Source organism: Pseudomonas sp. UMAB-40 (assembly GCF_900095275.1).
In the GTDB taxonomy this organism is placed as follows: Bacteria; Pseudomonadota; Gammaproteobacteria; order Pseudomonadales; family Pseudomonadaceae; genus Aquipseudomonas; species Aquipseudomonas mandelii_B.
The window spans coordinates 57,087-78,407 of the sequence record NZ_LT607551.1; the positions used below are offsets into that span (position 1 = coordinate 57,087).

A 21,321-nucleotide genomic window follows, 5' to 3' on the forward strand; every position below is an offset into this window, starting at 1 on the left:
CCAGGCGCAGGTAAAACCATGCCGAGGCCAGTGCCACCAGCACCGCCGGTGAAACCCAGCCTCCAACCCATTGCGGCCGTGACAGCAACACCGCCACGGCCACCACAATCAGTGGAATCCCGATAAAGTGGCTGGCAATGTTGCGCGGGTCACGGTGGTAAGCGGCGTATTGACTGAGATGGTCAACGAGGCTTTTCATTGTTATTCCTCCTGTAGGGTGATTGATCATGCCTCGGGTTCACGTTTCGCTCTGTCAGGCAGGCGACAATCTCCAGGAGTTTAAATGGACATGCAGGTTTGGCGTTCGCGCCTGGAGTCGGGGCAGTGGTTCAGTCATTTACCTGTTCCACTACAGGATAGTCTGCTGGCAGCGGCCCGGCTGCGACGGTTGTCGACGGGGCAATTGTTGTTCAAGCGCGGTGACCCGCCGTGCGGGTTGTATGCGGTGCTCGAAGGCTCGGTGCGCATCGGCGCGGTCAGCGAACAGGGCAAGGAAGCGTTGCTGAGCCTCGTGGAGTCGCCGCATTGGTTCGGCGAAATCTGTCTGTTCGATGGCCAGCCGCGCACCCACGATGCTTTCGGTGTGGGCCAGTGCACGCTGTTGCACATCCCACAGACCGCGCTGCTGGCGTTGCTCGACGAACAACCGGTGTATTGGCGGCAGCTGGCATTGCTGATGAGCCACAAACTGCGCCTGACCTTCATCAACCTCGAACAGCTGAGCCTGATGCCGGCCCCGGCACGCTTGGCTCACCGCTTGCTGATGATCGCCGAGGGCTACGGCGAATACGATCCGCCGCGCCGGGTGCTGCAACTGCCCCAGGAACAATTGGCATCGATGTTGTCGCTGTCGCGCCAGACCACCAACCAGATCCTCAAGGACTTGCAGGGGCAGGGGGTTCTGAATTTGAAGTATGGCGAGATCGAGATTGTCGATGCCGAGCGGTTGCGGGTTCTGGCGACAATCTGACGTGTTGAACACTCGCTCCCACAATTGATCAGGGTGAAAAAAATATTTGATGGGCAACCGCTGCGAAGGCGCCTAGCCTGTGATGACGATAATCGAGGTGTGCCATGCGTGTGCTGTTAGTAGAAGACGAACCGGAGATCGCCAAACGCCTGGCCAACGGCCTGAACGAGGCGAGTTATACGGTCGATGTGGCGCTCAACGGTATGGACGGGCGTCGCTTTATCGAGTCCGGCGAATACGAACTGATCATCCTCGACGTGATGCTGCCGGGGCTCAACGGCTGGCAGTTGCTGCAACAGATCCGCAAGCTCGGCGAAACGCCGGTGCTGTTGCTGACCACCAAGGATGGCATCGAAGATCGCCTGCGTGGGTTGGAGCTGCATGAGGATGATTACTTGCTCAAGCCGTTTGCCGTGAGTGAACTGGTGACGCGGGTGCGCAAGTTGTTGCGGCGGGATCGGGGGCGTTAAGTATTTCTGCGGTGTCTGGAAAAACGCCATCGCGAGCAAGCTCGCTCCCACAGGGGGTTCGTGTTTACCAATAAGTCCGCGCCTGGCACAAATCCCTGTGGGAGCGAGCTTGCTCGCGATGAGGCCGGAACAGGCAACCCACCTTTCGGATCTATCACCGCAACCCATCCCGAAACTGCCCCGGTGTCATCCCGGTCCAGCGTTTGAACGCGCGGCTGAAGCTGCTGGTATCGGCGAACCCCAGCAAATAACTGACTTCACTCAACGAGCATTGCGGGTCACGCAGGTGCAGCAGCGCCAGGTTTTCGCGGCTTTCATTGAGCAACGTGTCGAATCGACAACCTTCGTCTGCCAGATGCCGTTGCAGACTGCGCAAGCTCAGGTGCAGGGCCTTGGCGATGTGTTCGGCGCTCGGTTCGCCTTCGGGCAATTGTTCTTCAATGGCATCGCGGACCTTGCGTTCCCACGTCAGCGGCTTGAGTTGCGCCAACGTGCGCTTGAGCACCGCTTCGTTGTGTTCGGCCAGTTCCGGGTTGGCATCGTCCAGGTGACTGTCGAAGTCCACGAGGGCAAATTCCAGTCGGTCCTCGTCGGCGGCGAAGTGCACTGGCGAACGAAAGACTTTGTGCCATTGATGCGGGTCGGCCGGTTCCGGGCGGCGCAGGTACACCGCCAGCGGGGCATATTCGCGGCCCAGGCGATTGCGGCAGGTGCGCACGTAAATCGCCGTGAAGGCATCGATGGCTTCGAACGCGGGGGCCGGGTTGCCGGCAGGGATTTTCAGGCAGAAGCGGTAGCGATCTTCAGCGCGGGTCAGCTCCAGTTCCAGCGCATCGCTGACCACTTGGTGATAACGCACGATGCGCTCGAACACTTCGCGCAGGCTGCCGCTGGCCACCAGCGCATAACCGAGCGCATGGAACGTGGTCGGGCTGACAAAGCGTGAGACGCGCAAGCCAATCGCCGGGTCGCCGCTGACCTGCACCGCGATTTCCCACAGGCGCGTGGTGCCCGACAACGGGTAACGGGCGTTCGGGTCGTCCATCAATTGCGGATCGAGCCCCGCCTGTTGGCACAGGGCGGTGCTGTCGAGGCCTAGCGCATCGAGTTGCTTGCGCAGGGCACGGGTCCAGCTGGCGAGGGAGGTCGGTTCAGTCATGCTGATTGGCGCTTCCGGTCAACAGGTTGGCGTTCACGGCTACCGCGTTGTGAGGCTTCACAAGGCAAGATGCGAACATCAATAACCAGAGGATGGAAGCATGGACGGTACTTCTGCAAGTCCCCAGCGACTGAATGCAGCCCAACGATCAGCCCATATTCGCGAAGTGGTGTTGGCCAGAGGGGTCGAACTGCGCAAACGCTACCCGATTCTTAACCATCAGGACGCCTTGGGCGCGGGCATTCTGGCCTTCGCCCTGGCTGGAATGATCGGTTCAGCGGCGCTCTACCTGACCGGGCACATGGCCTGGTGGGCGTGCCTGTTGCTCAACGCGTTCTTCGCCTCGTTGACCCACGAGCTGGAGCACGACCTGATTCATAGCATGTACTTCCGCAAACAACGGGTGCCGCACAACCTGATGATGGGTCTGGTGTGGCTGGCGCGCCCGAGCACGATCAATCCATGGATTCGCCGTCATCTGCACCTCAATCATCACAAGGTGTCCGGTACGGAAGCCGACATGGAAGAGCGCGCGATCACCAACGGCGAACCTTGGGGATTCGCGCGGTTGTTGATGGTCGGCGACAACGTGATGTCGGCATTCATTCGCATGCTGCGAGCCAAGACCTGGGCGCATAAATTCAGCATCATCAAACGCACGCTGAAGGTCTACGCGCCGCTGGCGCTGGTGCATTGGGGTGCCTGGTACGTGTTCCTCGGTTTTCATGGGGCGAATGGCATTGCCGATCTGCTGGGTACGCCGATCGAATGGTCGACGACCACGTTGTCGGTGATGCAGGTGATCGATATCGCGGCGGTGGTGATCATCGGCCCGAACGTGTTGCGCACGTTTTGCCTGCACTTTGTCAGTTCGAACATGCATTACTACGGTGATGTGGAGCCGGGTAACGTGATTCAGCAAACCCAGGTGCTGAACCCTTGGTGGATGTGGCCGATGCAGGCGTTCTGCTTCAACTTCGGCAGCAGCCACGGGATTCATCACTTTGTGGTGAAGGAACCGTTTTACATCCGCCAGATGACCGTGCCAGTGGCGCATAAAGTGATGCGCGAGATGGGTGTGCGGTTCAATGATTTCGGGACGTTTGGGCGGGCGAACCGGTTTGTGCGCAAGGAAACAGCAGAGGCGCAGGAGGTGCGTGCCGCTCAGGCTTGATCGATATTCTCGGAAACTCAAAACGGCAAAGGCGCCCGTCATCAATCTGACCCAAAGGGGCGGTATGTTATGACCCAGGCAGGATGGCTTGGTAGTTGTTGTATCGCTGATCTACATATGCATTTTGGATCTAGTAAAGTAATTAAATATTCCTTTATTGGATAAGCGTTTCAGTCAATCATCGCATCCAGTGATGTTGATTAGCGATAGCAGATTTTGAGTTTCCGGGGCCGTCTCCTTGGCAGGGTGCGGTCCCTTTTTTTATCCATTCAAAACGGCTTCATATTCCTTATGGGTCTTAATAAATAGCTTCTTATTCCTTAACGAATATAACTCTCCTCCCTATACTCGACCGGGAACAGACACGCAGCAGGAGAGTTCCCCCATGCGCAACGAATCAATTCGCTACCTGATTGTGCCGGGCTGGCAAGGATCGCCGGAAGATCATTGGCAAAGCCACTGGCAGAACAGTCTGCCGAATAGCGCGCGGGTGGAGCAGGCCGACTGGCTGACGCCGCGTCGTGAAGACTGGGTCGCGGCGCTGGCCGAAGCGATTGCTGCCGACAGCACGCCGGTGATCTTGATTGCGCACAGTCTGGGTTGCATTACGGTCGCCCATTGGGCCGCCACTGCGCCGCTGCATTTCTTGCGTCAGGTGCGTGGCGCCTTGCTGGTCGCACCGGCGGACGTTGAACGTCCGGCATGCGCTCCAGCCTTGCGCAACTTCGCACCGATTCCCACAACTCTTTTGCCCTTCCCGAGCCAGGTCGTCAGCTCCGACAACGACAGCGCCGTGAGTGCGCCGCGAGCCCTTGAACTGGCCCGCAACTGGGGCGCGGAGGCGGGGATTCTGGCGGGTGCCGGACACATCAACGTGAAGTCCGGGCATCAGCGCTGGGAGCAGGGCTTTGCCTATCTCTATCGCCTGCAAAACCGAATGGAACACCACGCCCTGCGACGCGCTTGAACCTTTTTATTTTTTAGCACGCCTACCCGTCTCCCGGCGGTTTTGGGCGGGAGTCTGCCATGAGTTTTGAAGCCTTCGGCCAGCCACTGCTGACCTTTCCCGACGCAGAAAAAAGCCCCCTGAGCATTCGCGCCAAGGCGCTGGTGTTTGTCGATCCACGGTCCCGGCAGTTGCGCCAGGAGCTGGAACAACTGGCGCCGCGCTCGATCTCGGTGTTGATCCGTGGTGAAACCGGCAGCGGCAAGGAATTGCTCGCGCGGCACATCCATCGTGCGAGTGATCGCGGCGGGTTGTTCGTCTCGGTCAATTGCGGCGCCATCAGCCCGACCTATGCCGACGCCGAACTGTTCGGCTATGCCGCCGGCAGTTACAGCGGATCGGCCAGTAGTCGCGCGGGGTGGTTCGGTTCGGCCAACGGCGGCACGCTCTATCTGGATGAGATCGGCGACTTGCCGCTGCCGATCCAGATCAAATTGCTCGCCGCCCTGGAAAACCACGAAGTCACCCGCGTTGGCGCTCAGCAACCGAGCCCGGTGGACGTGCGTCTGGTGGCGGCCACCAGTATCGATCTGGCCCAGGCGGTGGCGGCCGGGAAATTCCATGAGCGGCTTTATCACTACCTCAGCGAAGGCCAGCTCGAACTGCCGGCATTGCGCGAGCGGGTCGGCGATATCCTTTCGTTGTCCGAATATTTTCTCGGCATCTACAGTCAGCGCCTCGACCTGCCGGTGCCGCTGATCAGCGAGGCTGCGCAGCTTGTACTGGAGCGGCACAGTTGGCCGGGCAATACCCGGGAGCTGGAGAATGTCATTCACTTCGCGCTGCTGGTCAGCACCGGTGACGAGATTTTGCCGGAGCATTTGAATCTGCCTGAAGTACCTGTGTCGTTGGTGCAGATCGAGTGGCAAATCGCGCAAGTGAGCAAAAATGGCACGGCTGAAGAGCGTTCGGCACTCAAGCGTTTGCTGGAAAGCCTGACCCAGACGCTGTAGTGATCTTTATGAACAAAATGGAATATGAAAGTGAATAAAAGATATTGTTCGGGAATAAAAAATCCCGGTATTGTCCGCTTCACGCCAGCGATAGCACTTCACTGGCACACGTACTAATAGCCGTCGTCGATGACGACCGTGATTTTCGATAAGGACACTGCATGAAAAAGGTTCTGTTGTTCACCGCACTGGCGGCTGCCCTGACCGCGGGCCTGGCCCAGGCTGGCGAGAAACTGGTGGTTGCGGCGACCCCGATTCCACACGCCGAGATTCTTGAACTGATCAAGCCAACCCTCGCCAAAGAAGGCGTGGACCTGGAAATCAAAGTGTTCACCGACTACGTTCAGCCGAACGTGCAGGTCGCTGAAAAGCGTCTGGATGCCAACTACTTCCAGACCAAGCCGTATCTGGATAGCTTCAACAAAGGCAAAGGCACCAACCTGGAAACCGTCATCGGTGTTCACGTTGAACCGTTCGGCGGCTACTCGAGCAAATACAAATCCCTGGCCGAGCTGCCAAACGGCGCGACCATCGCTCTGCCAAACGAAGGCAGCAACAGTGGCCGTGCCCTGCTCCTGCTGCAGAAGGCTGGACTGATCGAGTTGAAAGACCCGAAAAACGCCCTGTCCACTCCGAAAGACATCGCCAAGAACCCGCACAACTTCAAGTTCAAGGAACTGGAGTCGGCCATGTTGCCGCGCGTTCTTAAGGAAGTGGATCTGGATCTGATCAACACCAACTACGCGCTGGAAGCAGGCCTGAACCCGGCTAAAGACGCGCTGGTCATCGAAGGTGCCGATTCGCCTTACGTGAACTTCCTGGTGGCTCGTCCGGACAACAAGGACAGCGTTGCCATCCAGAAACTGGCCAAAGCCTTGACCAGCCCGGAAGTGAAAGCATTCATCGCCAAGAAGTACAGCGGCGCGGTACTGCCGGCGTTCTGATTCGCGAGGTAAACCCCTTCAAGGTTTCGAACGCCGACGGCTAGCAATAGCGTCGGCGTTTTTTTGCGTGCGAGAAACCTGTGGCGAGGGAGCTTTTGTGGCGAGGGGGCAAGCCCCCTCTCCACAGGGGAATCTGCTCGCCTCACGAGCGTTAGGCCGCCCTGGCCTCCAGCGCCCGGCGCAACGCCACCAATAACTTCACGATTTCCTGCGGATCCAACCGCTTTGGCACTTTCAAGTCAGCCATTTTTCTCTTCCTTGTGAGGGTTCGGCCAGGGAGTCTGGCCAAAAGCTGTGCGTCCTTGGAGGGTCTTTTTGAAAAAAAGATCCCTCCTACAGCTGCAAGGAAAATAGTCGTGTTCCTTCGCCACGGCAAATCCGCAGGATAGTTTTTTGCGTGATATCAATATGCTTTAACGGTATTTAAATTCTTCTTTTTATACCTTTAAAGTCGGTGTCTGCCGGGAAGTTATCCACTGCCCATGGACTGCACCACCGTCGCTTACCCCGCGACGTCCAGGATGTTCAATGAACTTCGATTACGCATTTATCCTCAGCACCCTGCCGGCGTTTCTCAAAGCCGTGGGCGTGACGCTGCAGGTCGGCTTTATCGCCATCGGCACATCGCTGCTGGTGGCCTTGCTCAACGCAACGATTCTGGTGTTTCGCACGGCCTACCTGCAGCGGTTGGTCGGGCTCTACGTCGAGTTGGCGCGCAACACGCCGCTGCTGATCCAGTTGTTTTTCGTTTACTTCGCCTTGCCGGCACTGGGCATCAAGGTTTCGGGGTTTGCTGCGGCGATCATCACCATGACCTTTCTCGGCGGCGCTTACCTGACTGAAGTACTGCGCGCCGGGGTCGATGCAGTGCCGCTGGCTCAACTCGAATCCGGCCGCTCCATCGGCTTGTCCCGAGGGCAATTGCTGCGCTACGTAATCCTGCCGCAAGCCGGGATTCTCAGCCTGCCGTCGCTGTTCGCCAATTTCATCTTCCTGCTCAAGGAGACCACCGTGGTCTCGGCGGTGGCGGTGCCGGAGATTCTCTACACCACCAAGAGCTACATCGCGCTTTACTACAAAACCTACGAAATGCTCGCCGTGCTGACGCTGATTTGCGTGCTGCTGTTCTTGCCACTGTCGCTGCTGCTCAGCCGCCTGGAAAGGAGGCTCCAGCATGGCCAGTTCGGGTCTTGAGTTGCTCTGGGTGTCCTTGCCGCAACTGGGCAAGGGTGCGGCGCAAACCTTGTCGATCTCTCTTCTGAGCATCGCCATCAGCACCGTCGGCGGCGTGCTCTACGGTGTGTTGCGCACACTGAATGTCAAATGGCTGAACGCGATCCTGCGGGTCTACCTGGAATTGTTCCGGGCGATCCCGGTGCTGGTGTGGCTGTACCTGCTGTTTTTTGGCCTGCCGATTTTTTTCGGCCTGAGCATTCCGAGCTTCTGGTGCGCGGTGCTGGTGCTGTCGCTGTGGGGCGCCAGTGAAGTCGGCGAAGTAGTGCGTGACGCGTTGCATTCGTTGCCACGCGGGCAGCGTGAAGCGGGGTTGTCGATTGGCCTGGACGGCCCGCAACTCTACGGTTACGTGCTGCTGCCCCAGGCGCTGAAACGCATGACGCCGCCGACCATCAACGTCTACACGCGCATCATCAAGACCAGCTCCCTCGCAGTGCTGATCGGCGTGGTGGACGTGATCAAGGTCGGCCAGCAAATCATCGAACGCACTTACGAATCCGTGCTGATCTACGGCGCGTTGTTCCTGTTTTTCTTTTTCATCTGCTACCCGCTGTCGGCCGCCTCGCGTGTGCTGGAGCGGCGCTGGACGCAAGCATGAGCGCATTGATCGAGTTCAAGGGATTCAACAAGTTTTTCGGCGACCAGCAAGTGCTGGACGGTATCGACCTGCACGTGAAGTCAGGCGAAGTGATCGTCATCCTCGGCCCCAGCGGCTGCGGCAAAAGCACCTTGCTGCGCTGCCTCAACGGCCTGGAAGTCGCGCACAGCGGCAGCTTGAAATTCAACGACCGCGAGTTGCTGGACAAGGGCACCGACTGGCGCGAAGTGCGCCAGCAGATCGGCATGGTGTTCCAGAGTTATCACTTGTTCCCGCACATGAGCGTGCTCGACAACCTGCTGCTCGGCCCGGTCAAAGTACAGAAACGCGACCGCCGCGAAGCTCGCGATCAGGCCGAAGCCTTGCTGGCGCGCGTGGGCCTGCTGGACAAGCGCGATGCCTTCCCGCGTCAGCTCTCCGGTGGTCAGCAGCAACGCATCGCCATCGTCCGTTCGCTGTGCATGAACCCCAAGGTCATGCTCTTCGACGAAGTCACCGCCGCCCTCGACCCGGAAATGGTCAAGGAAGTGCTGGAAGTCATTCAAGGCCTGGCCCGCGAGGGCATGACCCTGCTGATCGTTACCCATGAAATGGCCTTCGCCCGCGCCGTGGCAGACCGAATTGTGTTCATGGATGCCGGGCGAATCCTCGAACAAAACCCACCCGAGATTTTCTTTACGAACCCGCAAACCGCACGAGCGCAGCAGTTCCTGGAGAAGTTCTCCTATGTCGCCGCTTTACCCAAAACGACTCAAACAAAGGAACTGGAACCGCTATGAAAACTGCCAAGACTTCACTGCTGCTACTCCCGCTGCTCGGCCTCGCTTTGCTGGCCGGCTGCAACAAAACCGAAGAACCCGCCAAGCCTGCGGCCACCGCCAGTTATCTGGAAAAAATCAAGGCTCGGGACAAGCTGATCGTCGGCGTCTTCACCGACAAACCGCCGTTTGGTTTCGTCAATGAAGCCGGGCGTTATGTGGGTTTCGATACTGACATTGGCCGTCAATTCGCCAAGGACCTGTTGGGCGACGAGAACAAAGTCGAGTTCGTCGCGGTGGAACCTGCCAGCCGGATTCCCTTCCTGCAAAGCGACAAGGTCGACCTGATCCTGGCCAACATGACTGTCACCCCGGAGCGCAAGGAAGCGGTGGAATTCACCAACCCGAACCTCAAGGTCGCGGTGCAGGCGCTGGTTCCGCAAGCCAGCACGGTGAAGAACCTCGATGACCTGGCGACTCGCACCACCATCGTCACTACGGGCACCACGGCCGATATCTGGCTGACGAAGCATCACCCGGACTGGAAACTGCTGAAATTCGAGAAAAACTCCGAGTCACTGCAAGCGCTGGCCAATGGGCGCGGCGATGCGTATGCGCAGGACAATCTGGTGCTGTTCAGCTGGGCCAAGCAGAACCCTGGCTATCGCGTGCTGAGCCAGACGTTGGGTGCCGAAGCACCGATTGCACCGGCGGTGAAAAAGGGCAACATCGAGCTGCGTGATTGGGTGAATGCCGAGCTGGCGAAGCTGGGCGAGGAGAAGTATTTGCTCAAGCTGTATGACCAATATGTGCGTAAAGAGCTGAGCGATGACACCAAGCCTGAGAGCGTGATTGTTGAAGGTGGGAAGTGGCAGGGGTGAGTCACTGACCTTTTCAGCGATCTTTCGGTCCTCATCGCGGGCAAGCCCGCTCCCACAGTGATCTTCAGTGGACACAAATTCTGTGACCAGACCCAAATCCTGTGGGAGCGGGCTTGCCCGCGATAGCGGGTTGTCAAACGCCGACTAATCCGGCCAATGCCAGGCTGGTTCATCCAGCATCCGCTGACCCACGATCCCCGTCTGGCCCAATGTCTTCTCCAACACAATGCAATTGCACTCCAGGTCCTCCTGCAACGCCGAAATCAACCGCCGCGCATGGGACACCACCCACACCTGACACTGCTCCGACGCTCGGATAATCAACCGGGCCAACGCCGGCAACAGGTCCGGGTGCAAACTGGTTTCCGGCTCGTTCAGCACCATCAGCGTCGGCGGCCGAGGCGTCAGCAGCGCCGCCACCAGCAGCAAATAGCGCAAGGTCCCGTCCGACAACTCGGCCGCGGACAACGGTCGCAGTAACCCTTCCTGGAAAAACTCAATCGCAAACCGCCCACCCTGCAACGGCGCGATGTTCAGTCGTGCGCCGGGGAATGCGTCGCTGATTGCGGACTGCAACGCCTCGGGGTCGCCGATTTCACGAATCGTCTGCAACGCAGCGGCAAGGTCGCGACCGTCGTGGTGCAACACCGGCGTGCGGGTGCCCAATTGTGGTTGGCGCACCGGCGCATCGGCATCGCTGCGAAAGTGATCGTAGAAGCGCCAGCGGCGGATGAATTCTCGCAGGTGCATGACTTCCGGGGAGGTACGGAAGCTGCCGACCTGATCGAACAGGCTGTCGAAATTCGGCGTGTGGTGGGCCAGCACGTCCCAGCTGCGACCGGCCCGGATGCGGATCATCGGGCCGTCGCGATCCACCAACAGACTGGCCGGGCGGTAAACCGGGCCGTTCCAGATGCATTCCTTCTTGATTTCCGGGTCCAGGGAAAACGCGGATTCGCTCGGCTCCGGCAAACCCAGCGCGATCGAGTAGCTGAAATCCTCACCGGCAAACCCCAGGCGCAGGCGTTTGACGCCGTGGCGCACGGTTGCCTCGATCGGGACTTCACCATTACGCATGCGCCGGGTGATGGTTTCCGGCCCGGCCCAGAACGTCGAATGCAGCCCGCCCTCGCGGGCCAGGGCATTGACGACGCCGCCCTGAGCGGTTTCCGCCAGCAGGCGCAACGCGCGGTACAGGTTGGACTTGCCGCTGCCGTTGGGGCCGGTGATCAGGTTCAACCGACCGAGCGGAATCACCAACTTGTTGATCGAGCGGTAATTGGCCACCGCGAGGGTTTTGAGCATGGGAAGCTTCCTGCTGCGTAGTCGGCCAGTTTGCCTTATTGTCGCAAACACCGTGATCCCCTGTGGGAGCGAGCTTGCTCGCGATAGCGGTGTATCAGCCAACATTGATGCCGACTGAAACTCCGCCATCGCGAGCAAGCTCGCTCCCACGGTATGTATGGCAAACCTGTGCACCCGTGGAACCCTGTTCTAAGCTCACAGTCGTATCGCCATTGGCACGTCCGTACAACGCAAAGGAGTCTGCATGGCTGGTCCCGGATTGAACATAGTGGTTGGTCTGAGCCTCCTTGCGCTGCTGACCGCGTGCGGCGATAAAAAACCGGTCGAGAAGGACCGTCCACGGGTTTTCGTCCAGGAGGTCAAACCCTTGGATTACGCCGCGTCGGTGACGCTCACTGGCGATGTTCAGGCCAGGGTCCAGACCGAATTGTCGTTCCGCGTGGGCGGCAAGATCATTCAGCGCATGGTCGATGTCGGTGACCGGGTGTCGGCCAGACAAGTGCTGGCCAAGCTCGATCCCAAGGACCTGCAGACCAACGTCGATTCGGCCCAGGCCCAAGTCACCGCCGAACAGGCCCGGGTCAAACAGACCGCCGCCGCGTTCGTCCGCCAGCAAAAACTCCTGCCCAAGGGCTACACCAGCCAAAGCGAATACGATTCCGCGCAAGCCGCCTTGCGCAGCAGTCAGAGCGCGTTGACCGCTGCCCAGGCGCAATTCGCCAACGCCCGTGAACAGCTCGGCTACACCGCGCTGATTGCCGAGGCACCGGGTGTGATTACGGCGCGTCAGGCCGAGGTCGGCCAAGTGGTGCAGGCGACGGTGCCGATTTTCAGCCTGGCGCGCGATGGTGAACGTGATGCGGTGTTCAACGTCTACGAATCGCTGCTGGCCGAGGCGCCGGAGGATAAAACCATCGTGGTCAGCCTGCTCGACAACCCGGCGATCAAAACCACCGGCACCGTGCGGGAGATCACACCGGCGGTGTCCGCACAGACCGGCACCGTGCAAGTCAAAGTCACCCTGGCCAGCCTGCCCGAGGGCATGCAACTGGGCTCGGTGGTGAGCGCCACGGCCAAGACGCCGGGCAAGTCCGCCGTGGAACTGCCGTGGTCGGCGCTGACCAAAAACCTCAGCGATCCGGCGGTATGGCTGGTGGACGGTGAAGGGAAGGCGCAACTGCACACCGTCACGGTCGGTCGTTACCTGACCGGCAAAGTGATCATCAGCGCCGGCCTGCAGGGCGGCGAAAAAGTCGTCATCGCGGGCGGTCAGTTGCTGCACCCCGGCGTGAAAGTTGAAATCGCCGAAAACACCTACAAGGATCTCGCTGTGGAAGCCCAGCCATGAAGCGTCTGTTACTGGTGTGCACGGCGGTGATGCTGGCGGCCTGCTCGGAAGAAGAACCGCCACCGGAGCCGATACGCCCGGTGCTGTCGGTCAAGGTCCAGTCGCTGGACGAGGAAAATCTCGGCCGCTTCGCCGGCAGCATCCAGGCCCGCTATGAAAGCAATGTCGGGTTCCGCGTGCCGGGGCGCATCGCCAGCCGTAACGTCGATGTCGGTGCCGAAGTGGAAAAGGGCGCGCTGCTCGCCACCCTGGACCCCACCGATCAGCAGAACCAGTTGCGCTCCGCTCAAGGCAATCTGGCCAGCATCCAGGCGCAATTCATCAACGCCCAGGCCAACGCCCGGCGTCAGCAGGCGTTGTTCGATCGTGGCGTGGGTGCCCAGGCGCAACTCGACTCCGCACAGACTGACCTCAAGACCACCCAGGCCTCCCTCGATCAAGCGAAGGCGGCGGTCGATCAGGCCAAGGACCAGCTCAACTACGTCGAACTGCGTTCCGACCACAAAGCCGTGGTCACCTTGTGGAATGCCGAGGCCGGGCAAGTCGTCACGGCCGGCCAGCAAGTGGTGACCCTGGCGCAACCGGACATCAAGGAAGCCGTGATCGACCTGCCGGACACCCTGGTCGACCAACTGCCGACCGATGTCGTGTTTCAGGTCGCGGCGCAACTGGACCCGAGCATCAACACCACCGCCATCGTTCGTGAAATCGAGCCCCAGGCGCAGAGTGCGACCCGAACCCGTCGAGCCCGCCTGACCCTGACAGACACACCGCCCGGTTTTCGCCTGGGCACTGCGATCAGTGTCACCCTCAGCTCCGCGATCAAGCCGCGTATCGAATTGCCGCTGAGCGCGCTGCAGGAGATCGATGGCAAATCGCGCATCTGGGTGATCGATGCGCAGACCCAGACTGTTTCCCCACGGGACGTCAGCCTGGTCAGCCGCACGGATTCAACGATGATCCTGGCCAGTGGCGTGAAGTCCGGTGAACGGGTGGTCAGCGCGGGTGTGAACAGCCTGAAACCCGGGCAAAAAGTGAAAATCGACGAGGACAACCCCCAATGAAAGGGAGTTTCAACTTATCCGAATGGGCTCTCAAACATCAGTCGTTTGTCTGGTATTTGATGTTCGTCGCACTGTTGATGGGCGTGTTCTCGTACATGAACCTGGGCCGCGAGGAAGACCCGTCGTTCACCATCAAAACCATGGTCATCCAGACCCGCTGGCCGGGCGCGACCCAGGAAGAAACCCTCAAGCAGGTCACTGACCGCATCGAGAAAAAACTCGAAGAGCTCGACTCCCTCGACTACGTGAAAAGCTATACGCGGCCCGGGGAATCGACGGTGTTCGTCAACCTGCGCGACACCACCAGTGCCAAGGACATCCCGGAAATCTGGTACCAGGTGCGCAAGAAGATCAACGACATTCGTGGCGACTTCCCCCAGGGCCTGCAAGGGCCGGGGTTCAACGACGAATTCGGTGATGTGTACGGTTCGGTCTACGCCTTTACCGCCGACGGCTTGTCGATGCGCCAGTTGCGCGATTACGTGGAACAGGTTCGCGCTGAAATTCGTGAAGTGCCGGGGCTGGGCAAGGTCGAGATGGTCGGTGAGCAAGATGAAGTCCTGTACCTGAACTTCTCCACCCGCAAACTGGCGGCGCTGGGCATCGATCAGCGCCAGGTGGTGCAAAGCCTGCAAACCCAGAACGCGGTGACCCCGGCCGGTGTGATCGAGGCCGGTCCGGAGCGCATCTCGGTGCGCACCTCGGGGCAGTTCGCTTCCGAGAAAGACCTGGCCAACGTCAACCTGCGGCTCAATGACCGCTTCTACCGCCTGGCCGACATCGCCGACATCAGCCGTGGCTACGTTGACCCGGCGACCCCGGAGTTCCGTTTCAACGGCCACCCGGCCATTGGCCTCGCCATCGCCATGAAGAAGGGCGGCAACATCCAGGCGTTCGGCAAGGCGTTGCACCAGCGCATGACCGACCTGACCGCCGACTTGCCGGTGGGCGTCGGTGTGCACACGGTGTCCGACCAGGCCGAAGTGGTGGAAAAAGCCGTCGGCGGCTTCACCAGTGCCTTGTTCGAAGCGGTGGTGATCGTCCTGATCGTCAGTTTCGTCAGCCTCGGGGTGCGCGCCGGGCTGGTGGTGGCGTGCTCGATCCCGCTGGTGCTGGCCATGGTGTTCATCTTCATGGAATACAGCGGCATCACCATGCAGCGGATTTCCCTCGGCGCGCTGATCATCGCCCTCGGCCTGCTGGTGGACGATGCAATGATCACGGTCGAAATGATGGTCACGCGCCTGGAGATGGGCGAGACCAAGGAGCAGGCGGCGACGTTTGCCTACACCTCTACGGCGTTCCCGATGCTCACCGGGACGTTGGTGACGGTGGCCGGTTTCGTGCCCATCGGGTTGAACGCCAGCTCGGCGGGCGAGTACACCTTCACCCTGTTTGCCGTTATCGCGGTGGCGATGCTGGTGTCGTGGGTTGTCGCCGTGTTGTTTGCCCCGGTGATCGGCGTGCACATTCTCAGCACCAACGTGAAACCCCATGACGCCGAGCCGGGCCGCATCGGCCGGGCATTCAATTACGGGATGTTTTGGGCCATGCGTAATCGCTGGTGGGCGATCGGTATCACCATTGCGCTGTTCGTGGCCTCGGTGTTTTCCATGCAGTTCGTGCAGAACCAGTTCTTCCCGTCGTCGGACCGCCCGGAAATCCTCGTCGACCTGAACCTGCCGCAAAACGCCTCGATCGCCGAAACCCGCAAGGCGGTGGACAAGCTCGAAGCGACGCTCAAGGACGATCCGGACATCGTGCGCTGGAGCACTTACATCGGCGAGGGGGCGATCCGTTTCTACCTGCCCCTCGACCAGCAATTGCAGAACCCGTACTACGCGCAACTGGTGATCGTCAGCAAAGGCCTGGAGTCGCGTAACGCCCTCAGCCAACGCTTGCGCGAGCGGCTGCGCAAAGATTTCGTCGGCATCGGCAGCTACGTCCAGGCGCTGGAAATGGGGCCGCCGGTGGGTCGCCCGATTCAGTACCGGGTCAGCGGCAAGGACATCGATCAGGTGCGCAAGCACGCCATCGCCCTGGCCACCGAGCTGGACAAGAACTCGCACATCGGCGAGATCATTTACGACTGGAACGAACCGGGCAAAGTCCTGCGCATCGAGATCGCTCAGGACAAGGCGCGGCAATTGGGGCTGTCGTCGGAAGACGTGGCCAACCTGATGAACAGCATCGTGGTCGGTTCGCAGGTCACTCAGGTCGATGACGATATCTACCTGATCAACGTCGTGGGACGTGCGGTGGACGCGGAGCGCGGCACGCCGGAAACCCTGCAGAACTTGCAGATCGTCACCCCGAGCGGCACGTCGATTCCGCTGCTGGCTTTCGCCACGGTGCGCTATGAACTCGAGCAACCGCTGGTCTGGCGCCGTGACCGTAAACCAACCATCACCATCAAGGCGGCAGTGCGCGACGAGATTCAGCCGACTGACTTGGTGAAACAGCTCAAACCCGCCATCGATAAATTCGCCGCCGGTTTGCCGGTGGGTTACTCGGTCGCCACGGGCGGCACGGTGGAGGAGAGCGGCAAGGCCCAGGGGCCGATTGCCAAGGTGGTGCCGTTGATGTTGTTCCTGATGGCGACCTTCCTGATGATCCAGCTGCACAGCGTGCAGAAGCTGTTCCTGGTGGCGAGTGTCGCGCCGCTCGGCTTGATTGGCGTGGTGCTGGCGCTGATCCCGACGGGCACGCCAATGGGCTTTGTGGCGATCCTGGGGATTCTGGCGCTGATCGGCATCATCATCCGCAACTCGGTGATTCTGGTGACCCAGATCGATGCCTTGGAGAACGAGGGCGTTTCACCTTGGGATGCCGTGGCGCAGGCCACGGAGCATCGGCGCCGGCCGATTCTATTGACCGCTGCGGCGGCCAGCCTGGGGATGATCCCGATTGCCCGGGAAGTGTTCTGGGGGCCGATGGCCTACGCGATGATTGGCGGGATCATTATTGCGACGTTGCTGACGTTGCTGTTTTTGCCGGCGCTTTACGTTGCCTGGTACAAAATCCGCGAGCCGCAGAAAGAGACTTAAAATCGAGCGCTACGCGCTCATCGGGGGCAAGCCACGCTCCCACAGGATTTGCGTCGATCACAATTTCCAGGATCGACACAAAAACCTGTGGGAGCGCGGCTTGCCCGCGAAGACGTCAGCCCAGGCACCACAAGTCTGAAGGCTTCACACTTTGCGCCAGACACTCGCCAACCAAGGCTGCTGCTCTCGCGGCAGCCCCGCCGGCCGATAGTAATGCTCCAACTCCACAAACCCCGCCTCCGTCAGCAATTGCTGCCAAGCCTCAAGATCGTGATACGCCCCATACCGCGGCCCATTCCACCCTTCCTGATTCTCGCCGCGAGGATTGGAACTGAACAACACGCCACCCGGCTTCAACGCCCCGCGCAATTCCTTCAACACCCGGGGCAATTCCTGGCGCGGGATATGAAACAGCACCGCATTGGCAAAAACCCCGTCAAAGCGTTCGGCCGGCAGATCCAGCTTCAGAAAGTCCTGCTGCCACACCTCACAACCACTGTCCTCACGCGCCATCTGCGCAAACTTTTCCGACCCGTCGAGCCCGACAGCCGTGTGGCCCATACGTGTGAACGTCTGCAAATCACGCCCCGGCCCACAGCCAAAATCGAGAATGTCGAACGGCGCCTCGCCCTGAATATGCCGCAGCAGGGCGTCGATGTTCTGGCTGACATCATGATCGCGAGTCCCCTCGCGAAAATCTTCGGCCACCGAGTTGTAATGGCCCAGGGTGGTGGCGGTGATCTTCTGGAGGTCGTCGGGGGTTTGTTTCATGGTCGGCTGCGCAGGCAATTGAGGTTTGCCGAATATACGCCATGAGCCGGGTGGCTGCTGCGCAGCCAATCGCGGGCAAGCCCGCTCCCACAGTCGATCGCGCACACCTGTGGGAGCGGGCTTGCCCGCGATAGCGATGTAACTACCGACCGACGTCTCAGCCTTGCTTCATCCCCAAACAATCAATGGAGCGATCAACCATGGCTTTGGCAATCTCCAGCAAATGCCAAACGGAAAACACCATGGCTCGGTCCGCGCCTTTCAGGTGTTCACCACATTGATACGCCGAAACAGAAGCACAACGAAGCAGGTCAGCGAGGTGGAGCTGCGCATCTTCGAAACTGACATCTTCGCTGACGTTGTAGAACCGCAATTCATCCGGTGGAGAGGGCTGGTTGCCGGTGAGGTAGAAATCGATGGCGCGGTAAAGCGCGGAGCGATCTCTGAGTGGATCGGAGGGTTTGCTTTCGGTGGTTGTCTCGGGCGGTGGATCGGGGACAGATCTTTTCATGGGTAAAACTCCGGTGATTAGTTGGAGCCAACCGATCTCGCGACTAAACGAATTAGGGGTGGCGGCTGCACGCAGGTTAGTCGACCGGACACCGGGAACCGGCGCACCCGAAGGTGCCCTACGCACAGCCACCATTAAATTTCAGGCAAAGGAAATGCCTGAGAATGGGTGGCGCTATGCGTCCGGTCCGGGCGACTAAACCCGATCACTGATGAGCAGTGACGGACGGAGACTAGCCACGAGAATCCACCGGCGCAAGCGAGCGGAATGATCTAGGAAATGTCCTGCAAATGAAAGGGAGCAGGCCTGTAGGCACACTGATTTTCCTGTGGGAAATGTTCCCCTCTGAAGTGGCTCATTACCCACGGTAGCCGACGCTTTTGTGGCGAGGGGGCAAGCCCCCTCGCCACAAAAGCTCCTTCACCCACAGTAAGTGTTCGCAATTGGCTTAGCGTTTGTTAAGGCCTCGCGCCAAGCGGTCCCCGCCGAGCTGGATAATCGCGACCAACACCACCAGCAGCACAATCACCGTCAGCATGATCTGGCTATCAAACCGCTGATACCCATACCGGTACGCAATGTCCCCCAACCCGCCCGCACCAATCGCGCCGGCCATGGCCGACGAGTTGATCATGGTCACCAGTGTGATGGTGAAACCACCGACAATCCCCGGCAGCGCCTCGGGCAACAGCACATGCCAGACAATGTGCCAGCGCCGGCAGCCCATCGCTTGCGCCGCTTCGATCAAACCGTGGTCCACCTCGCGCAAACTGACTTCTGCAATACGCGCAAAGAACGGCGTGGCCGCAATCGTCAGCGGCACTACGGCGGCCCAGACACCGTAAGTGGTGCCGACGATCAACCGGGTAAACGGAATCAGCGCCACCATCAGAATCAGGAACGGAATCGAGCGGAACAGGTTCACGAAGGCACCCAGTGCGCGATTCAGCGCCGGTGCCTCATAGATGTCGCCCTTGGTGCTGGTAACCAAAATTACCGCCAGCGGAATGCCCGCCAGCAGCGCAATCAGCGACGACACGCCCACCATCAGAAACGTGTCGATGAAGCCTTGCAGCAAGCGATCAAACCACATAACCGAGCACCTCCACCTGTTGCGCCCAGTGGCCGGCGCGCTGACGCAATTCTTCAGCGCCGAGCGACGAACCGGTCACTGCCAGCAGCAATTGCCCCAGCGCGTGGCCCTGAATCCGTTCCACACCACCTTGCAGCAACCTCACGCGGCCACCGAGGGCGCTGAACAAGGCCGCCAGATCTGGTTCGTCCGTGGCGCTACCGGTGAATTGCACACGCAACACAACCGCTGCGTCTGAGGACTGAGGTTGCGGGCGCAAGCGGCTTTGCAGTTCTTCCGGCAGCGCATGTTGCAGCGGTGCGAGCAAGGTCTTGCTGACCTCATGCTGCGGGTTGCCGAACACTTCCCACACCGGCCCTTGCTCGACGATTTTTCCGTGTTCCAGCACCACCACCCGATCACAGATATCGCGGATCACCGCCATCTCGTGGGTGATCAGCACGATGGTCAAACCCAGGCGCTGATTGATCTCGCGCAGCAGGCCGAGAATCGATTGCGTGGTCTCCGGGTCCAGCGCCGAAGTGGCTTCGTCGCACAGCAGGATTTCCGGGTCGTGCACCAGGGCGCGGGCGATGCCGACGCGCTGTTTCTGTCCGCCGGACAGCTGCGCCGGACAGCTGCGCCGGACAGCTGCGCCGGACAGCTGCGCCGGATAGGCGTTGTGCTTGCCTTGCAGGCCGACCAGTTCCAGCAGTTCGCGGACTTTCTGTTCGCGTTTTTCCTTGGGCACGCCGGCGACTTTCAGCGGCAACTCGACGTTCTGCCAAACGGTCTTGGCCGACATCAGGTTGAAGTGCTGGAAGATCATGCCGATCCGTCGGCGCAGAGCCACCAGGCGGTCTTCGTCGAACTCGCCGATGTCCACTTGATCAATCAGCACTCGGCCGCTGCTCGGTTGTTCGAGACGGTTGATGGTGCGGATCAGCGACGACTTGCCAGCGCCGCTGCGACCGATGATGCCGAACACTTCACCGCGCTGGATCGCCAAGTCGATGCCGTGCAACGCCGCCACCGGACCCTGCTGGCCGGTGTAGGTTTTGCCCAGACCGATGAAGCGTACGTGAGCGCGGTTCAGGTCCGGGTGCAGTTCGGTCTGTTCGGCTTTATGTGGCTCTGGAATATCCAGTCGCCGTTGGATCGCAGCCGTCATCCTCAGCTTTCCCAACCGGCTTGATAGAGCTTGCCGTGGGCCTTGTCCAGCGCCGCACGAACGGCCGGCGAATGCTGGTAGATATCGACGAACTTGATCAGGCGCGGGTCGGTTTTGCTCTTGGGCTGGATCACGAACTGAATCACGTATTCCTTGTGATCGAGACCGTCGAACAGCAACGCCGAACCGGCATCGAAGGTCTTCGACAACCGGATGTAGGCCGGGTAGCCCTGCACCAGATCGGCGTCGTCATAGGCGCGCACCAGTTGCACGGCTTCGACCTGGAGGATTTTGATTTTCTTCGGGTTGGCGATGATGTCTTCTTCGGTGGCCTTGTAGCCGACGCCCGGTTTGAGGGTGATCAGGCCAGCCTTGGCCAGCAGTTGCAGGCCGCGACCGCTATTGATCGGGTCGTTGGCAATGGCGACGCTGGCGCCTTGCGGCAACTCGTCAAAGCTTTTGTATTTTTTCGAGTAGAGGCCGACGTTGTTGATGATCCCCGGCGCGAATGGCACCAGGTCAAAACCGGCGGCGGCCTTGGCGTTTTCCAGGAACGGGACGTGCTGGAAGTAATTCACGTCGATGTCGCCGGCCGCGAGGCTGACGTTGGGGGCGATCCAGTCGCTGAACTCCACCAAGTCGACTTGCAGGCCTTGTTTTTTGGCTTCCTCGACGGCGGCTTCCAGCGGGATGGCGAAGGCGGCGGTGGTGCCGACTTTCAGCGGCGCGTCGGCGGCGAAGGTGACAGAGCTGAAGAGGCCGAGGGCCAGGGCCAGTGCTTTGACTGGGTGGGAGAGGGAGTTCTTTTTCATGAGGTTTTTTCCAGTCAGGGCATAAATTTGGAGTGTTTGTCAGGGCCTCATCGCCAGCAAGCCGGCTCCTA

The 21,321-nt window shown here is 60.0% G+C and carries 21 protein-coding genes; 13 read left to right on the forward strand and 8 right to left on the reverse strand.

The features are described from left to right. The coding region (locus tag K0F88_RS32185) for an Mpo1-like protein (protein ID WP_374039692.1) at positions 1-199 on the reverse strand (199 nt) is incomplete at its 3' end. 84 nt (positions 200-283) lie between these two features. Between K0F88_RS32185 and K0F88_RS00290 the strand changes: the two genes are divergently transcribed. Beyond that, entirely contained in the window at positions 284-970 is a 687-nt protein-coding gene (locus K0F88_RS00290; protein ID WP_219093166.1) for a Crp/Fnr family transcriptional regulator, read from the forward strand. Between the two features lie 104 nt (positions 971-1,074). After that, positions 1,075-1,440, forward strand: coding sequence for a response regulator (locus tag K0F88_RS00295; RefSeq protein WP_094469694.1), 366 nt, complete (start codon positions 1,075-1,077; stop codon positions 1,438-1,440). Between the two features lie 154 nt (positions 1,441-1,594). Here the strand turns inward: K0F88_RS00295 and K0F88_RS00300 are convergent, their stop codons facing one another. Continuing rightward, complete coding sequence (locus K0F88_RS00300; RefSeq protein ID WP_219093168.1) at positions 1,595-2,599, reverse strand: AraC family transcriptional regulator; 1,005 nt, start codon at positions 2,597-2,599, stop codon at positions 1,595-1,597. A 100-nt stretch (positions 2,600-2,699) separates the two neighbouring features. Between K0F88_RS00300 and K0F88_RS00305 the strand changes: the two genes are divergently transcribed. The 8 genes from K0F88_RS00305 to K0F88_RS00340 all read left to right on the forward strand — a co-directional run bounded on the left by K0F88_RS00305 (position 2,700) and on the right by K0F88_RS00340 (position 10,149). Next, the gene (locus tag K0F88_RS00305; protein ID WP_219093171.1) at positions 2,700-3,773 is read left to right on the forward strand and encodes a fatty acid desaturase; all 1,074 of its coding nucleotides are present in this window, start codon (positions 2,700-2,702) and stop codon (positions 3,771-3,773) included. Positions 3,774-4,158: 385 nt separating this feature from the next. Further along, the gene (locus K0F88_RS00310) at positions 4,159-4,740 is read left to right on the forward strand and encodes an alpha/beta hydrolase (RefSeq protein ID WP_219093173.1); all 582 of its coding nucleotides are present in this window, start codon (positions 4,159-4,161) and stop codon (positions 4,738-4,740) included. Between the two features lie 59 nt (positions 4,741-4,799). Continuing rightward, positions 4,800-5,732: a sigma 54-interacting transcriptional regulator gene (locus K0F88_RS00315; RefSeq protein ID WP_219093174.1), complete on the forward strand. Its 933-nt coding sequence runs from the start codon at positions 4,800-4,802 to the stop codon at positions 5,730-5,732. A gap of 161 nt (positions 5,733-5,893) precedes the next feature. Then, positions 5,894-6,676 (forward strand): MetQ/NlpA family ABC transporter substrate-binding protein, encoded by a 783-nt coding sequence (locus tag K0F88_RS00320; protein WP_219093176.1) that lies wholly within the window; start codon positions 5,894-5,896, stop codon positions 6,674-6,676. 528 nt (positions 6,677-7,204) lie between these two features. Further along, on the forward strand, positions 7,205-7,870 hold the full coding sequence (locus tag K0F88_RS00325; protein WP_219093178.1) for an amino acid ABC transporter permease: 666 nt from the start codon (positions 7,205-7,207) through the stop codon (positions 7,868-7,870). Then, positions 7,851-8,510: an amino acid ABC transporter permease gene (locus K0F88_RS00330; protein WP_219093180.1), complete on the forward strand. Its 660-nt coding sequence runs from the start codon at positions 7,851-7,853 to the stop codon at positions 8,508-8,510. The genes K0F88_RS00325 and K0F88_RS00330 overlap by 20 nt, the downstream gene beginning before the upstream one ends. Then, positions 8,507-9,289 (forward strand): amino acid ABC transporter ATP-binding protein, encoded by a 783-nt coding sequence (locus tag K0F88_RS00335; RefSeq protein WP_219093182.1) that lies wholly within the window; start codon positions 8,507-8,509, stop codon positions 9,287-9,289. The genes K0F88_RS00330 and K0F88_RS00335 overlap by 4 nt, the downstream gene beginning before the upstream one ends. After that, a complete protein-coding gene (locus K0F88_RS00340; RefSeq protein WP_219093184.1) occupies positions 9,286-10,149 on the forward strand; it encodes a transporter substrate-binding domain-containing protein in 864 nt (287 codons plus the stop codon). The genes K0F88_RS00335 and K0F88_RS00340 overlap by 4 nt, the downstream gene beginning before the upstream one ends. Positions 10,150-10,293: 144 nt before the next feature. Here K0F88_RS00340 and K0F88_RS00345 read toward each other — a convergent pair whose 3' ends face one another. Beyond that, positions 10,294-11,454 (reverse strand): AAA family ATPase, encoded by a 1,161-nt coding sequence (locus tag K0F88_RS00345; protein ID WP_219093186.1) that lies wholly within the window; start codon positions 11,452-11,454, stop codon positions 10,294-10,296. A 244-nt stretch (positions 11,455-11,698) separates the two neighbouring features. On the opposite strand from K0F88_RS00345, the gene K0F88_RS00350 reads away from it, so the two are divergent. From K0F88_RS00350 to K0F88_RS00360, 3 genes are read left to right on the forward strand one after another with little or no spacing between them, the layout of a single operon-like run. Next, positions 11,699-12,802, forward strand: coding sequence for an efflux RND transporter periplasmic adaptor subunit (locus K0F88_RS00350; protein WP_094469688.1), 1,104 nt, complete (start codon positions 11,699-11,701; stop codon positions 12,800-12,802). Continuing rightward, positions 12,799-13,866 (forward strand): efflux RND transporter periplasmic adaptor subunit, encoded by a 1,068-nt coding sequence (locus K0F88_RS00355; protein WP_219093188.1) that lies wholly within the window; start codon positions 12,799-12,801, stop codon positions 13,864-13,866. Before K0F88_RS00350 ends, K0F88_RS00355 begins: the two co-directional genes overlap by 4 nt. Beyond that, positions 13,863-16,913: an efflux RND transporter permease subunit gene (locus K0F88_RS00360; RefSeq protein WP_219093190.1), complete on the forward strand. Its 3,051-nt coding sequence runs from the start codon at positions 13,863-13,865 to the stop codon at positions 16,911-16,913. Before K0F88_RS00355 ends, K0F88_RS00360 begins: the two co-directional genes overlap by 4 nt. Before the next feature lie 144 nt (positions 16,914-17,057). Here K0F88_RS00360 and K0F88_RS00365 read toward each other — a convergent pair whose 3' ends face one another. The 5 genes from K0F88_RS00365 to K0F88_RS00385 form a co-directional block, all read right to left on the reverse strand. Further along, complete coding sequence (locus K0F88_RS00365) at positions 17,058-17,684, reverse strand: bifunctional 2-polyprenyl-6-hydroxyphenol methylase/3-demethylubiquinol 3-O-methyltransferase UbiG (RefSeq protein WP_219093192.1); 627 nt, start codon at positions 17,682-17,684, stop codon at positions 17,058-17,060. A 157-nt stretch (positions 17,685-17,841) separates the two neighbouring features. After that, complete coding sequence (locus K0F88_RS00370) at positions 17,842-18,195, reverse strand: DUF6124 family protein (RefSeq protein WP_094469684.1); 354 nt, start codon at positions 18,193-18,195, stop codon at positions 17,842-17,844. A 448-nt stretch (positions 18,196-18,643) separates the two neighbouring features. Next, positions 18,644-19,288: a methionine ABC transporter permease gene (locus tag K0F88_RS00375; RefSeq protein ID WP_219093194.1), complete on the reverse strand. Its 645-nt coding sequence runs from the start codon at positions 19,286-19,288 to the stop codon at positions 18,644-18,646. Beyond that, the gene (locus K0F88_RS00380) at positions 19,278-20,438 is read right to left on the reverse strand and encodes a methionine ABC transporter ATP-binding protein (RefSeq protein WP_219093196.1); all 1,161 of its coding nucleotides are present in this window, start codon (positions 20,436-20,438) and stop codon (positions 19,278-19,280) included. The genes K0F88_RS00375 and K0F88_RS00380 overlap by 11 nt, the downstream gene beginning before the upstream one ends. Before the next feature lie 2 nt (positions 20,439-20,440). Further along, complete coding sequence (locus K0F88_RS00385) at positions 20,441-21,250, reverse strand: MetQ/NlpA family ABC transporter substrate-binding protein (RefSeq protein WP_219093198.1); 810 nt, start codon at positions 21,248-21,250, stop codon at positions 20,441-20,443. Between the last annotated feature and the right edge of the window lie 71 nt (positions 21,251-21,321).